Source organism: Geodermatophilus sp. SMS 5-13, assembly GCF_059428245.1.
On the sequence record NZ_CP165729.1, the window covers coordinates 1,010,306 to 1,023,282 of the forward strand.

A 12,977-nucleotide genomic window follows, 5' to 3' on the forward strand; every position below is an offset into this window, starting at 1 on the left:
CTCGACGCTGCCCTCGAGGCGCGGGCAGCCGACGGTGCCGGCCGCGGCGGGGCACAGCCAGCGGGTGGTGCCGTCGCCGCCGGGTCCGCGGCCGTTGCCCGACCAGGCGGTCTTGTGCCGCTTGAGGGCGTACTGCTAACGCTCGGCGATGGCCTCGGCGTGGGCGTCGAACGCTTCCTTCGGCGCGCCCTTGCCCGGGCGCGGCAGCCGCCACAGGGACTGGGGCGGCTGGCAGTGCGGCGTGCCGGCGAGGATGACCGCGCCCTCGTAGTCGACCGGGCGGTGGTCGTTCTCCCGCAGGTCGAGCACGGGGCGCACCCTGAGCTGCCAGAGCGGCTGGGCCCAGCGCTCGGCCCTCTTGTAGCTGTAGTGCCGGTCGCCGAGCAGGTCCTCGATGGGGGCGTTGCGGGCCAGGCGCTTCTTCACCAGCTCCAGGCTGGGCTCGACGATGTCGGTGGCCGGCGCGCTGATGGCGAACTCCTCGATCAGGTTGGGCTCGCGGTAGCGCTCGGCCTTGCTGGCCCGGCCCTTGCGGGCCAGCGCGGGCACCCGGACCAGGGCGTGCAGCGAGTACCCGTAGAACGAGGTGCGCTTGCCGGTCTTGTGCGTCTTGACGCCCCAGGCGGCGAACCAGCAGCGCTTGCCGCGCTTCTTCGGCGTCCGCTGTCCGTCCTGCCCGTTGTTGCTGTCCTCCTCGGCGGCGTCGCCGCCGGCGGGATCCCCGGTCGCGAAGGGGGTGTCGGGGACGAAGTGGGGGTCGTCCTCGTCGAGGGCCGCCTCGTCGGTGCCGGCGGCGGGGACGGCGTCGATGGCGTCGGCGCGGACGGCGTCCTCGTCGGCGTCGGGATCGCGCGTGAGCGTGCTGCTGATGGCGTTCTCCAGCTCGGCGCGCTTCTCCGCGGCGAGGTTGGCGTCCTCGTCGGTGGGGTCGACCAGGGGCAGGTGCTCCGGCTTGCGGCCGCCCTTGATCCACGACCAGACGCCGCTCTCGTCGATGGCCACCGAGGTGCCGGTCAGCGGCAGCACGTGGGTGGCGTAGAGGAACGCATCCTTGATCTGGTCGAGCAGCGCGAGCCGCTCGGCCTCCTGCTCGGGCGTGAGCTTGAACTCCGGGTCGACGTCGAGGTGCTCGCGGATGTTGTCGACCATCGTGTACAGCTGCTTGGCGCTGATCGGGCGCAGCTGCGGGGTGCTGTTCTTGTTGGTCCAGTACAGGATGCCGAGGTCGCGCTGCATCTCCACGGGCAGGCCGCCGGCGGCGAGGGTGTGCAGGTCGCTGACGTAGATGCGGCCCTGCCGGGCGGCGACGATGAGCAGGATCATGAACAGCCGCACGGTCAGGCCCTCCGGCTTCCTGCCGCGCTTGTCCGGGCGGATCTTCTCCTCGATGACGTCGATGGCCAGCCGCTTCGGCGTGGGGTCCAGGAGCGGGATGAGGACGCCGTACTCGTCGACCTGCGGGCGGGGCTCGATGTAGGCGTTGTCGACGATCCAGGCCGCGTGCTCGATGGCGGTGATGGTCTCCGCGATGTCGGTGGTGCTCACCGGGCACCCCCGTCGCGCAGCACGGCCGCACCGGTGGACCCGGTGGTGGTGACGTCGAGGTGGGGGAGCAGGTCGAACAGGGTGCGGGTGCTCTTGAGCCCAGCGGCGGTGAGGATGACCGCCAGGGGCACCGGCCGGGTCATCAGCGTGGCCAGCCAGGTGGTGCGCAGCCGGGACTGCTCCGGCTTCGGCAGCGAGCCGAGGAAGACGGCGTCGGCGTAGATCGCGCCGGCGACGTTGCGGCGGGTCTTCACCCGGCCGACCAGTGGCTGCCCGTCGCGCAGGCCCTGCAGGCCGCGGCGCACCAGGTGCTCGTAGTCGCGCCGCACCCAGACCTCGCGGGGGTGCGTCCCGGGCACGTGCACGCAGATGCCGTCGTCGCCGTGGTCGGTGACGCAGGTGGTGTCGAGCAGCTTCAGGTCCGGGCTGTCGATGCCGGCGCCGGCGCCGAGCCCGACGCACAGGCACAGCCGCCGGACCATCTCCTCGGTCGGCTGAACCTGGATGGCGCGCACCAGCGCCTGCATCTCGACGACCGTGTAGGGCGGCTTGATCGCCTCGCGGGGGATCACCACGCCCTGGCTCGGGGCCTGCTCGGGGTTGAGGTGGTCGCTGATCACCCGCAGCCGGGAGCGGCGGTCCGAGCGGCTCTTCTCGCTGCTGCCGGGCATGCCGGTGCGGGCGTACTCGTCGACGTCGCCGCGGTTCATCGCCGTCCGCGGGTCGAGGGACAGCCCGCGCTGGTGGCGCCAGGCGCCGTAGAGCGCCAGGTGGGTGACGTGCTTACGCAGCGCCTCCTCGCCGCGGATCTTCGACAGCAGCAGGACCTGCTCGACGAACTGCAGCAGCGGGTTCGGCCACAGCGCCCGCAGGGTGCAGTCCTGCGGGCGGTAGCCGGTCCGCAGCCACTCGAGGAACTCGTCCGGCAGCGGCGTCGGCGGCGCGGTGCGCTCGGCGTTGAGCTGCGCGCGCTGCCGCTTGGCCTCGGCGGCGCTGATCTTGCGGGGGGACATGGACGGTCTCCGATGCCTCGATGGGCGACCGCTCCGGGGGCGGGGCGGCGGCCGCTCCGGTGGGGCGGCGGCTCGGGACCGTGCGGGGACATCTGCTGGCGGCAATCACCGGCGACCAGGGGCGAAGTGCGAGGTCACAGACGCGTCAGGGCCGGCCCGAGACAACGTCTCGGGCCGGCCCTGACGCCGTGGCGAAGAGGTCAGCCGCGCAGCAGCCGCCGCGCCTCCTGGGGGTCCACCGGAGGCAGATGCCCGGCGGCGTTGTCGAGGTCGGCGCGGGTCAGTCCGCACGTGTGGGCGATCCGTGCGACCGGGTGCGGCGCGGACAGCTGTGCGGCCACCCAGGTGGCGCGCAGCCGGGCGGCGGTGAGCGTGACGCCGGCGGCCTCGGCGGTGGCGCGTGCTCGCGCCCACTCCTCCTCGCTGAACGCCAGCCCGGACACGAGGACGGTCCACCGGTCGTCCATCGTCAGGGCGCCGGTGACGGTGCGCAGCGTGCTCGCCTCGGGCGGCTGCGTGCCGATGGCAGCGGGCACCACGACCCCGGCGCCGAGGCCGCGGGCCAACGCCCCGGCCAGCGTCGGGTGGCTTCCCGCGGCGGCGGCGAGCCTGCTCAGCTCGGCCTGTGTGTACGGCGCCGGGCCGGTCGGGCCGTTCCCGCGCGCGATGCGGGGAGCGTCGCCGGCCGCCGCCTTGAGCGCGCGACGCAGGTGGCCGCGGCGGTTCTGCCGAGTCCGGCGGTCGACCTTGCCCTCGGTGTCGACCATGAAGCGGTCGATGAGCTCCTCGGTGAGCACCGCGGTGAGGTCGACCGACCCGACGACCTTGTCGGTGAAGGCCAGGAACGCGCAGGTGACGCTCATCTGCGTCTTGGCGTCTTCGCGGGAGGGCGGCAGCGTGGCCGCGCACGAGGTCCACACCGCCTCGCAGCAGCGCGCCCACTGCGCCTTCGTGAGCAGGCGCTGCGGGGCGAACGTGGGGATGTAGTCGGCGACCTCCGGGGCCAGCTTCGCGGCGAGGTGCTCAGGCAGGCAGAACATGGTCGGCTCCAGGACCGTAAGGGCCGCACGGTGCGGCCGGGTCCTGGTACCGGTCCCGAGACGACGCCTCCCGTCAATCGACCGCGGGCGGCGCGGTCGTGAGGGGCGACGACGCGCCGTGGCCCCACCCTTGCGGGAGGGGCCACGGTGATGGTGTTCGTCAGGATGCCGGGCGGATCCCGGCGTCGGGTGACTGCCGCTGCCGGCAGATCCAGCAGGCCTCCGGCGCCGGCTTGTCCGCGGTGTGGAGCCGGGCGGCGTCGGCGGCCACCCATTCGGCGTTCGACTTCGCCCAGACCTCGGGGTAGTCCCGGCGCAGCAGTTCCTCGACCTGGTGGACCGCCTGCCAGATGAGGTCGGCCCCGGGCAGGTCGTGGCAGAGCAGTTCGATGCCTGCATCTGCGAGCTTCTGACGACGCGTCAGAAGCTTCCGCAGCTTGTACTCATGCAGCGGTTCGGGTGCAACCGCACCCGCGGGGTGTTCGTTGGTCATCGGCGTCTCCGTGCCGATCGACGTCCTCGGCACCGGCGGTGCCGGGTGACGCGAACGGGCCCGAGCCCGTCCGCGTCACCCCTTGAGGCGCGTGGGCTGATCGCAACCCGTCGCTTCACCCCGCCGTGGGCGTCTCCTCGAGCCAGCCGAGCACCAGCTTCGCGTCGTGGGCCAGGGCGGCCAGCCGGGCCTCCAGCGTGCCCAGCTCCCGGGCGCAGTCCAGACGCCGGTCGGTCTCGGCGCACTCGGAGCAGGCCCCGGTGGTCTGCTCGAGGCGAGCGAGCAGCACCTCCGCGGTGGTGCGCAGGACGGCGAGCTGCCCGGGGACGGGCTGCCAGCGCAGGGGGAGGGGCAGCTGCTCGGCGGGCAGGCCGAGCAGAGCCGCGGCCCGGGCCAGGACCCCGCGGTCCGAGAGGGTGGCGACGCGGTCCTTATGCCACGGCTCGTGACGCAGGACGGCGGACGGGACGGGAAGCACGGACAAGGCCGGCACCTCCGAGGGACTGGCGACCTGATGAGGCCGCGGCGGACGATCCGCGCCGTCATCGGTGCCGGCGCCGGCGGGGGCTGCATTCGCCCGTAGGTCGCCTGCTTCGGGATCGGCGGCAGGCGATTGACACGCCCCTGAGCTCCCGGACTGGTGTCTGGTGCGGCCTGCGGTGAGCCCGACGGTGAACCGCTCGCCCGCTCGAACCTCGCGCTCCAGCGGAGCGCCACAACTTCACAGAACCGAGCTCGCACAGGGTCGGGGCAGCAGTACGGCAGGAACGGAGGTGATTGGACTACGCCGCGCTCGCCCCGACGCACGTGGAGCGGATCTTGATACGCGCGTCGGCCGCGGCGACGGAGCTGGCAGAACGGCAGGAAGGGAGGTGACCACCGCTACGCCATGCCGCCCCGGATCGTCAGTCGGATCACTTACTGTGACGGCGCATGCGTGAGGTCGGCACTTCGCCGACGAAGACAGCGGGGGAAGGGCATCGTGTGTTCGTCGTCGAGCCGACCGCCAGCGAGGAGAAGCTCCGCGAGCTGCTACGTGAGGGACACGAGTCCTCAGACCTCGACTTCAAGGCGACGCTGGACCTGAGCCACAGCGATGAGGTGGTCGAACTCGTCAAGGACCTGGCTGCCATGCGCGCCGAACCGCTCGGTGGCTACGTCGTCATCGGCGCCGATGACCAGGGCAAGCCCACCGACGGTCTCGCGGATCCGCAGAGGGCGAAGTTCTTCGACGAAGCCACCCTGCGGTCGAAGGTCCAGAAGTACCTGACGGAACCCCTGACCTTGATGTCCGGCGTCCACACGGTGGACGGCCACACGTTCGCGTTGATCCACATCGGCCCCGCGGCGCGAGGGTTCGAGGTACTTCGCGTTGAAGGCGTCAGCGGCGGGAAGCCCCTGTTCCGGCCCGGAGAGGTGTTCGTCCGGCGCGGGACAGCGAGCATCCGGTGGAACGGCGCGGATGCAGACGATCGGCTCGAGCGCTTCGCTACGACCCGTCGGGAGGAATGGCGCCGCGAGATGCGTGAGGATCTCCGCGAGATCCTGAGCGCGGGGGAGGCCGGGCAACGCGTCTCCCGTGGCCCGGTGGGCGCCTTCACGTGGCAGCTGGACGCAGAGACGTTCGATGCCGCCGCGGTCGAGTTGCTGCGCGCCGACGACGACATCGCGCTGCGTCGATTCTTGCTACGCGCTCCCGGCGAGGTCGCCCGCCTGCGATCGGAGCAGCGAGACGACGACGTCGCCGTCGTCCTTGACCGGCTGACGGCTCTCGGTGCTCTCGCGGTCGAACTCGACCGGTCGAAGTGGCTCACCGCGGTCATGGACGCCTTCATGCGCATCTACGAGCTCGGCTTCGACGCGAATGGCGTGGGTCAGCCCGACGACCCGCGGAACGTCACCATGTGGTTGAACATCCTGACCCGCGCCTACGGCATCGGCGCCCTCGCGGTGCGCCTCCGAGCTTGGTGGGCAGTCCCTCTTCTCGCGACCCCCACGCCGGCTACGCGCGACTTCGACACTTACTGGCAGTCGTGGCTCCGCCACGCCCAGGTGCAGGCGTCGCGCAGCCGCATCCTCGACGAGCAGTCGGGGGTCATCGCCCGCGCGCACAACGAGGTGAGACGGCTCGCCATCCTGCGCCCGGACGCCGTCGAGGACGACGACCGCGTACTGGCCAGCCTGTGCCAGTTCGATCTCCTTGCGGCGGTTGCCGTTGCCGCCGCACGCCACAAGATCAACTCATCGTCCTACTACCCGAACTTCGCGCCCTACAGGACGAACCGCACATCACCGGCGTTCGAAGTCCTCGTCCGGGATCCGGCCGTTCGGCGAGCGATCGCCGGAGACCTTTCGGATCAGGACCTGGCCGCGGTACTGGAGTTGATCGCATTCACTGCCTCCCGCGAAGCGGGGGTCTTCGGAGGATTCCACGGTATCGACGCGGTCGATGTCCGCGAGTTCATCAGTGAGAACTTGCCGGCAGACTTCGATCCCGAAGTGCGGGAGCGCATTCTCGGCACCGGCGCGAACCGCTGATCGGCAGCACTGCCCGGCCACAACGGATGGCACCCCGGCGAGGGCGCGGTGGTCGACATCGAACTCAACGTCTCGGGAGGCGCTCCGTCACGTCTCGCTCGAGGGTCTCCGGCAGCCGATCCCAGGAGGTGTAGAGGATCGGCAGGACGTCGGCGTCCTCCGGCCGTGGCGGGGCCTTGCCGACGAGCCGGAAGCCGACGTCCGACCAGTCGGGGTCACGACGTCGGTGCTTGGTGAGCCGCATGAGGGTGCTCGGGCCCTGCAGGCCCGCGTCCCGCATGGCCGCCAGATCGGTGAGCTGCTCAGCCGTCGGCGCGGACTCCGATTCCCACGAGAGGCGCTCGATCACCGGCACCGTCCCCATCCCGTCGTCCAGGATGCGGGCGACCCGGAGCAGCACCAGCGGCCCGCTCGTCTGGTACGCCAGCACGGCTCCCGCATCGAGGTCGGTCACGTAGCGCCAGGGGCGGCGGATCGTCTTTCGCGCCGGCTGCGGGCTGGTCAGCTGTTCACGCAGAGCGGTCAGGGCAGCAGCCCGCTTCGCCACGGCGCGCGGGCCGGCCTCCTCCCAGCGGGTCAGGTCCCGGCCGGAGTCGATCACCTCGAGAGCTCGGGCCCGGACCTCGTCCTCGAGGCGACCGACGCGCCACTGCGTCGCGGCGAGGGCCAACCAGAACACCGGTTCCTCGTCCACATCGAGGTCGGGGTTCGCGGCGATGATCTGCTGTGTCGCTTCGGCGTCCGGGACCTGGTCTTCGAGCAGCGCCCGGTAGTCGTCACGCACATCGCAGGCGAAGTCGTCCGAGAAGATCGCCGGCCCGTCAGCTCCCATGACAGACATTCTGGCGGGGGACGGGTCTTGTTGAGCTCAACCGGGGATCTCTCGGCGTCCGCCGGCCGCGTGTGAGCAAACCGGGATCTTGTTGTGATGATGGCCTGACGGAGATCAACTACAACCCATTGACCTGCGGAGACGCCTTTCGGGGAAAACCCCACCCACCCGGGGGTCCTGGCGAAATGCCAGGCCCACTGTTGGCGAAAAGCCGGGGGCCACCGCAGACAGCGGTGGCCCCCGGCTTTTCGTTGTGCACCGGTGCCATGGGGGCAGCACCCGGCGGTATGCCTGGCGCCCAGCGCGTACCGGCACGCCCAGGCCACCTTTGCCGGTGACCCGCGGGCGCTCGAGCTGGTGGACGGCTCAGCCACGACTGGCCCGGGGATGGCGACCAGCTGGTAGCCATCGTCCGCGAAGCACTGTGACGCTGTGGGGGGTTGCGGCAAACGGCGGCGGGAGCCTTTGCGGCGTCAGATGCGGCCGGTCTCGTGGGCCCACATGGCGACCTCGACGCGGTTTCGGGCGCCGAGCTTTCGCATGAGGCTGGCGAGGTGGGCTTTGACGGTGCTTGGGGTGATGTAGAGCTCGCTGGCGATCTCATCGTTGGTGCGGCCTTGGGCTACAGGTACGAGGACTTCCTCCTCGCGGGCGGTGAGCGGTTCTATCGGCTGCCTCGGTGGTGAGGTCTGCGCGTGGGCGAACGCTTTGAGTAGTCGAACAGTCACGCTGGGTGTGATCAGTGCGTCTCCGTCGGCGGCAGCGTGGATGGCCTGGGTCAGCAGGGCGGGTCCGGCGTCCTTGAGCAGGAACCCGCGGGCGCCGGCTTTGAGCGCCCCGTGGACGTACTCGTCGAGGTCGAAGGTGGTGATGACCACGATCGGCAACGGGTCGGTGACGTCCGGGCCGGCGAGGCGTCGGGTGGCTTCGATGCCGTCCATCAGCGGCATTCGGATGTCGAACAGGCCGACGTCGGGGCGCAGCTGGAGCGCCAGGCGGACTGCCTCGCGTCCGTCGGCGGCCGCGCCGACCACTTCGATGTCGGGTTGGGCGTCGAGCAGCATTGTCAGCCCGGTGCGCACGATGGGCTGGTCGTCGGCGATGAGGACTCTGATGCTCATCGTGGCGGCGCGGTTCGGGGCAGAACCGCCTCTACTCGCCAGCCCCGCTCGACGGCGGGGCCTGCGTGGAAGGTGCCGCCGAGCAGTGAGGCGCGTTCCCGCATGCCCACCAGGCCGTAGCCTGCTGGGGTGCGGCCGCCAGCGGCGGAGCCGTCGTCGTCGATGGTCAGCCGTACCTCGTCCGCGTCGCCTGTGACGGCGACGGTGACCTGGGTCGCGTCGCGGGCATGCCGTCGAGCGTTGGTGATGGACTCCTGGGCCAGGCGGTAGATCGCGGCCCCGACCGCCGGGCTGAGGTCGTCGAACTCGCCGAATAGCGCCACCTCGACGCAGGGACGCGCCTGGCCATCGGTGGCGAGCTGCTCGACCTCGGCCACGCCGGGCTGCGGCGCGAACTCGGTGTCCTGCGAGGCGCGGAGCACGCCGACGATGGCGCGCAGCTCGGTGAGGGTGCGGGTCGCTGCGGCCTCGATGACGGCCAGGGCCTCGATGGCACGCTCGGGGCGGGAGGCCGCGATGGCACGTCCTGCTTGGGCCTGGATGGCGATGCCCGACACGTGGTGGGCCACGGTGTCGTGGAGCTCGCGAGCCAGCTGTTCGCGTTCGCGGGCCTTGGCCTGGTCGATGTCGCGGATGCGGCTCTTCGTCCGATAGCGGATCGCGGCGCCCAGCGCGGCGGCGAACAGGAAGAACCCGTATGCGCCGACCTTGTCCGCCAGGCTGGTGGGGTCGGCGACGGTGGTGATGGGCAGCCAGAGCAGGATGACGCCGAGGCCGATTGCGGCTTCCCGGCCGGAGCCCCACCGGAACAGGGCGTAGGCCAGGATCAGGGCCGCGGAGATGCTGTTCAGCGGGGCGCCTTGCGACCCGGTGAGGACTCTGACGATGTCGAGGATCGTCAACGTGCCGAAGCAGACCGCAACCGCGACGAGCGGGTGCGTGCGTCGCCACAGCAGCGGGCCGAGGACCGCGAGCGTGTAGAGCAGCAGCAGCGGTCGTGGCGCCAGGTCCTGGCGGAGCACCACTTCCACCAGGGACCAGCCGACCAGTGCTGCGACCAAGGCCCAGTCCCGCGGCCCCCGGTCCGGGGCATTCGTGGGTCGAGGTTCGGCCCACAGCGAGCGAAGTGCGCTGATGGCCATCTGATCAGGCTAGGCAGTCCGCGTGCTCGGTGTATCCGCCGAAAGTACAAGTGCTCGGCTGTGCCAACGGCCAGGTCGGATCAGGCTTCGGGGCTGATGTGCCCACAGCCGGCAACCGTGACGGTGGAAGCACCCACCCGATCAAGCCTGGGAGCCTTGTGATGAGAACGCCTCAATCCCACACCGCACTGGAGAATCCGCCGGCTCAGAGCACGTTGGAACATGTGCGTATGCCGGTGCGGGCCAAAATCGCAGCAGCATGGACCAGCTTCATGTTCCTCTACATCTACGTCGACTACCTCGCCCTGTACAAGCCTGGCTTCGTCGACGACATCCGGGCCGGCATCGTCCACGAGTTCGACACCGGCCCAACGTTTGTCGGCCTTTCGCTCACGCTCGTGGCCATCCCGATCCTCATGATCCTGCTGTCCACGACACTGCCCGCCCGTGTCAACCGCACCATCAACCTCGTCGTGGCAACCCTCTACCTCCCCGTCTCGATCTACAACGCGGTAGGGGAGTCCTGGACCTACTCGTACTTCTACGGCCTCTCCATCGGACTCGAGGTGCTGCTCCTGGCCTTCATCCTGCGCTCCGCCTGGACCTGGCCACGCCGTACCGAATCACCGGCGACCCTGGCAGCCAGCCGCGACAGCGAGCCCCTCCGCACGCCGCAGCAGGCATGACTGCGCGCCCCGCGCCCGACCATCCTTCGCTCGCCCTACTCGCGGGCACGGTCCCCTGCCTCAGCGTTCGCTGCTGAGCACTTCGTCTCACCCCATCCCCCAGAAGCACGTCGCTGCCTCCCAGGAGGTCCTGTAGTCACGTAGGTGCCATCGACCCTTCGTGCCTGGGCATCCGGGGGATGGGCTCGAGGGCTCGGAGGTCGCCTGTGGAACCCCGTGCTGCCTCCGCGGCCGCGGCGTGTGCAACCGTAGAGCGATTCGTGTGCAAGCCAGGCGCAGGGGCTCGAAAACAGGGCGGTTCACCTGCTGGTTTGCATTTCGCCAAGATCCCACCCACCCACCTCGGGGTTCTGGCGACATGCCAGGCCCACAGTTGGGACACAGCCGGGGCCACCGCGAACAGCGGTGGCCCCGGCTGTGCGTTGTCCGCGGGAGAACGGTCGCCGAGGCCGCTCCCCGCCGCTCAGCCGCCGGTCACCGCGGCCAGCACCGCCGGGTAGGCGGCGCGGGCCAGTTGCCGCAGCTCGTCGTCCGTGCGGTCCTGGATCGGGTGGGGTACGAGGACGTGCGGAACCGCCACGCCCAGCGCGGCCGACTGCGCTACGGCGGCGTCGGCGAACTCGGCGGAGGCCAGGAAGACCCCCACGACGCCTCGGCCCTCGAGGTCTGCGATGTCGTGCACACTGCACGACGTGCAGGAGCCCTAATCGGCCAGGGCTTCGATGACCACCTCGCAGTGGGTGGCGATCTCGTGCCGCAGGTCCACCGGTGCCGGCCGGGCGAAGGTGGGCTTGCGGTACCGGACAGTGCGCACACCGTCGGCGGCGAGCAGCCGTTCCAGCTCGTCGATCAGCACGTCGCCGCGGCTCTTGGAGATGTCGAGCAGCCCGACGGTGCGGCCGTCCAGCGAGGGGGGCCGCGGGTTCACCTGCCGCGACGCCGGCCGGCGCTCCGAGGTGGGGTCGATCAGGACGCGGGCCATGCGGCCTCCTCGATCGGGACGGTGACCGGCGAGCTGCCGGTGGCTCCGCTGGCCCAGCCGCCGACGACGGCCGAGAACATGCCGGCCGGGCCGCCGGTGTAGGCCACCAGCAGGCCGCCGGCGCGGAACTTCGGCAGCGGACGGTCGTCGAGCCCCGGAGGCATGCCCTCGGCGATGCCCAGCGCCCCGCGGCGGAGCTCGTCGGGCTGCATCACCAGCAGCGGCTCGAGCTCGGCGAGCAGGCGGGCGCGGTCCCAGCCGCCCTCGCGGAACACCCGGCCGTGCTCGGGGCTGACGATCAGCAGCGCGTCCATGCCCACGGCCGCTTTGGGGTGACCGACCGTGCGCAGCACGAGCGCGTAGGTGCGGGCCAGCGACTCCGGCGTCCGGCTGGCCTGGTCCATGACCGGGATCAGCCCCGACCCCGCGAACACGGTGACCGCCGATCCCGAGACCCCGCGGGAGGCGGCGAGCGGCTCGAACGGCGACAGCTCGTCCTCGGCCTCGGCGAAGCAGAACGTGAACTTGCCGGGGGTGCCCAGCGTCGCCCGGTCCACCTCACCGGGCCGGCCGCCGCCGACGTTGCGTACCACCAGCTGCAGCGCCCGGCCGATGGTGGCGTTGGCCCGGTTGCCCTGGCCGAGGGCGTTGATGCCGGAGTTCATCCGCAGCCGCTGGGTGACCGGACCGTTGACGACCAGCACCGGCCCGGCGAAGTACGTCGTCGCGAGCACGCCATGCAGGGCGAACTCATCGCGGCAGGCGGCCTCGACCGCGGCAAGTACCACCGGCAGGTGCTCGGGCAGGCACCCGGCGAGGACGGCGTTGACCGCCACCTTCTCGACGGTGCACTCGACCAGGTCGGGTGGGACGACGGCGACCACCTCGTCCGGCGCGCGGGAGGTGCCGGCGAGCATCCGCACCACCCGCTCCTCGGTGGGCGGGACGGTGGGCAACCCGTCGGTCCAGCCGCGGTCGTACATCGCCTCGACGTCGTCCTCGAGGTCGGCGAGTTCCACTCGCCGGCTGGACAGCACGCGACCGCCGTACCTGCGCGCAAGCTCGTCCTCGATCTCGACGCTGCGGGAGCCGCAGCCGGGCCGGTGGTCGGGCAGGCCCGGACCGAGGTTCGGCACGCCGGAGAAGTCCTCCCACTCCGACCGCAGCCAGCCGACCACCCGGCCGGTCTCCCGGCCGCCGGTCACGCGCAGCAGCGTGGGCACCGTCTCGATGCCCAGCCGCCAGCTGATCTCCAGTTCGCGGTCGTCCACGACCGGCAGCCCCTTCGGGAAGGCGGGGTCGTCCTGGCTGTAGACGGTGAGCGGGACGGCGGGGGCGAGCTGCCCCAGCACCGGCTCGATGAGCGTGCAGGTGGGGCAGTCGCGCTTGACGACCGCCACCAGGCCGTCCGGCACCGTCGCCACCCGGTCACCATGACACATGCGTCAACCGGCCCGCGCCCCCGCGGACCGTCGCGCAGGGTGTCCAGCGAGCGGTGCACGCCGACGGTCGCCGCCGAGGGTCACCAAGCAGATCGCTCTGCCGCTGCGCTCGCGACCGGGCCCTACGTGCGTTTGCGGGGCGC

At 71.2% G+C, this 12,977-nt stretch carries 11 protein-coding genes and 1 pseudogene; 2 read left to right on the forward strand and 10 right to left on the reverse strand.

Translation table 11 applies throughout. The annotated features are described in order from the left end of the window. Positions 1-135: 135 nt before the first annotated feature. From AB3388_RS04990 to AB3388_RS05010, 5 genes are all read right to left on the reverse strand, one after another. Positions 136-1,545 (reverse strand): hypothetical protein, encoded by a 1,410-nt coding sequence (locus tag AB3388_RS04990; protein WP_495409653.1) that lies wholly within the window; start codon positions 1,543-1,545, stop codon positions 136-138. Further along, the gene (locus AB3388_RS04995) at positions 1,542-2,558 is read right to left on the reverse strand and encodes a hypothetical protein (RefSeq protein ID WP_495409654.1); all 1,017 of its coding nucleotides are present in this window, start codon (positions 2,556-2,558) and stop codon (positions 1,542-1,544) included. Before AB3388_RS04995 ends, AB3388_RS04990 begins: the two co-directional genes overlap by 4 nt. 200 nt (positions 2,559-2,758) lie before the next feature. Then, a complete protein-coding gene (locus AB3388_RS05000; RefSeq protein ID WP_495409655.1) occupies positions 2,759-3,598 on the reverse strand; it encodes a hypothetical protein in 840 nt (279 codons plus the stop codon). Positions 3,599-3,758: 160 nt separating this feature from the next. Beyond that, positions 3,759-4,091 (reverse strand): hypothetical protein, encoded by a 333-nt coding sequence (locus AB3388_RS05005; RefSeq protein WP_495409656.1) that lies wholly within the window; start codon positions 4,089-4,091, stop codon positions 3,759-3,761. 115 nt (positions 4,092-4,206) lie between these two features. Continuing rightward, complete coding sequence (locus AB3388_RS05010) at positions 4,207-4,575, reverse strand: hypothetical protein (RefSeq protein WP_495409657.1); 369 nt, start codon at positions 4,573-4,575, stop codon at positions 4,207-4,209. Between the two features lie 449 nt (positions 4,576-5,024). Between AB3388_RS05010 and AB3388_RS05015 the strand changes: the two genes are divergently transcribed. Next, positions 5,025-6,629, forward strand: coding sequence for an AlbA family DNA-binding domain-containing protein (locus AB3388_RS05015; RefSeq protein ID WP_495409658.1), 1,605 nt, complete (start codon positions 5,025-5,027; stop codon positions 6,627-6,629). A 64-nt stretch (positions 6,630-6,693) separates the two neighbouring features. Here the strand turns inward: AB3388_RS05015 and AB3388_RS05020 are convergent, their stop codons facing one another. The 3 genes from AB3388_RS05020 to AB3388_RS05030 all read right to left on the reverse strand — a co-directional run bounded on the left by AB3388_RS05020 (position 6,694) and on the right by AB3388_RS05030 (position 9,724). Beyond that, positions 6,694-7,461: a hypothetical protein gene (locus AB3388_RS05020; RefSeq protein WP_495409659.1), complete on the reverse strand. Its 768-nt coding sequence runs from the start codon at positions 7,459-7,461 to the stop codon at positions 6,694-6,696. Positions 7,462-7,934: 473 nt separating this feature from the next. After that, entirely contained in the window at positions 7,935-8,582 is a 648-nt protein-coding gene (locus tag AB3388_RS05025; RefSeq protein WP_495409660.1) for a response regulator, read from the reverse strand. Next, positions 8,579-9,724 (reverse strand): sensor histidine kinase, encoded by a 1,146-nt coding sequence (locus AB3388_RS05030; RefSeq protein WP_495409661.1) that lies wholly within the window; start codon positions 9,722-9,724, stop codon positions 8,579-8,581. Before AB3388_RS05030 ends, AB3388_RS05025 begins: the two co-directional genes overlap by 4 nt. A gap of 230 nt (positions 9,725-9,954) precedes the next feature. Here AB3388_RS05030 and AB3388_RS05035 point away from each other — a divergent pair, with 230 nt between their 5' ends. Continuing rightward, a complete protein-coding gene (locus AB3388_RS05035) occupies positions 9,955-10,410 on the forward strand; it encodes a DUF6326 family protein (RefSeq protein WP_495409662.1) in 456 nt (151 codons plus the stop codon). Positions 10,411-10,873: 463 nt separating this feature from the next. On the opposite strand, the pseudogene AB3388_RS05040 reads toward AB3388_RS05035, so the two are convergent. Both AB3388_RS05040 and AB3388_RS05045 read right to left on the reverse strand, forming a co-directional pair. Beyond that, positions 10,874-11,392 (reverse strand): annotated as a pseudogene (locus AB3388_RS05040) (UGSC family (seleno)protein). Next, on the reverse strand, positions 11,377-12,816 hold the full coding sequence (locus AB3388_RS05045; protein WP_495409663.1) for a thioredoxin family protein: 1,440 nt from the start codon (positions 12,814-12,816) through the stop codon (positions 11,377-11,379). The pseudogene AB3388_RS05040 and the gene AB3388_RS05045 overlap by 16 nt, the downstream one beginning before the upstream one ends. Between the last annotated feature and the right edge of the window lie 161 nt (positions 12,817-12,977).

Bases quoted from the DNA above. Each gene is read 5' to 3' on its own strand.
- AB3388_RS05005 (WP_495409656.1), bottom strand. From the start codon at position 4,091: ATGACCAACGAACACCCCGCGGGTGCGGTTGCACCCGAACCGCTGCAT.
- AB3388_RS05000 (WP_495409655.1), bottom strand. From the start codon at position 3,598: ATGTTCTGCCTGCCTGAGCACCTCGCCGCGAAGCTGGCCCCGGAGGTC.
- AB3388_RS04995 (WP_495409654.1), bottom strand. From the start codon at position 2,558: ATGTCCCCCCGCAAGATCAGCGCCGCCGAGGCCAAGCGGCAGCGCGCG.
- AB3388_RS05025 (WP_495409660.1), bottom strand. From the start codon at position 8,582: ATGAGCATCAGAGTCCTCATCGCCGACGACCAGCCCATCGTGCGCACC.
- AB3388_RS05020 (WP_495409659.1), bottom strand. From the start codon at position 7,461: ATGGGAGCTGACGGGCCGGCGATCTTCTCGGACGACTTCGCCTGCGAT.
- AB3388_RS05030 (WP_495409661.1), bottom strand. From the start codon at position 9,724: ATGGCCATCAGCGCACTTCGCTCGCTGTGGGCCGAACCTCGACCCACG.
- AB3388_RS05015 (WP_495409658.1), top strand. From the start codon at position 5,025: ATGCGTGAGGTCGGCACTTCGCCGACGAAGACAGCGGGGGAAGGGCAT.
- AB3388_RS05035 (WP_495409662.1), top strand. From the start codon at position 9,955: ATGCCGGTGCGGGCCAAAATCGCAGCAGCATGGACCAGCTTCATGTTC.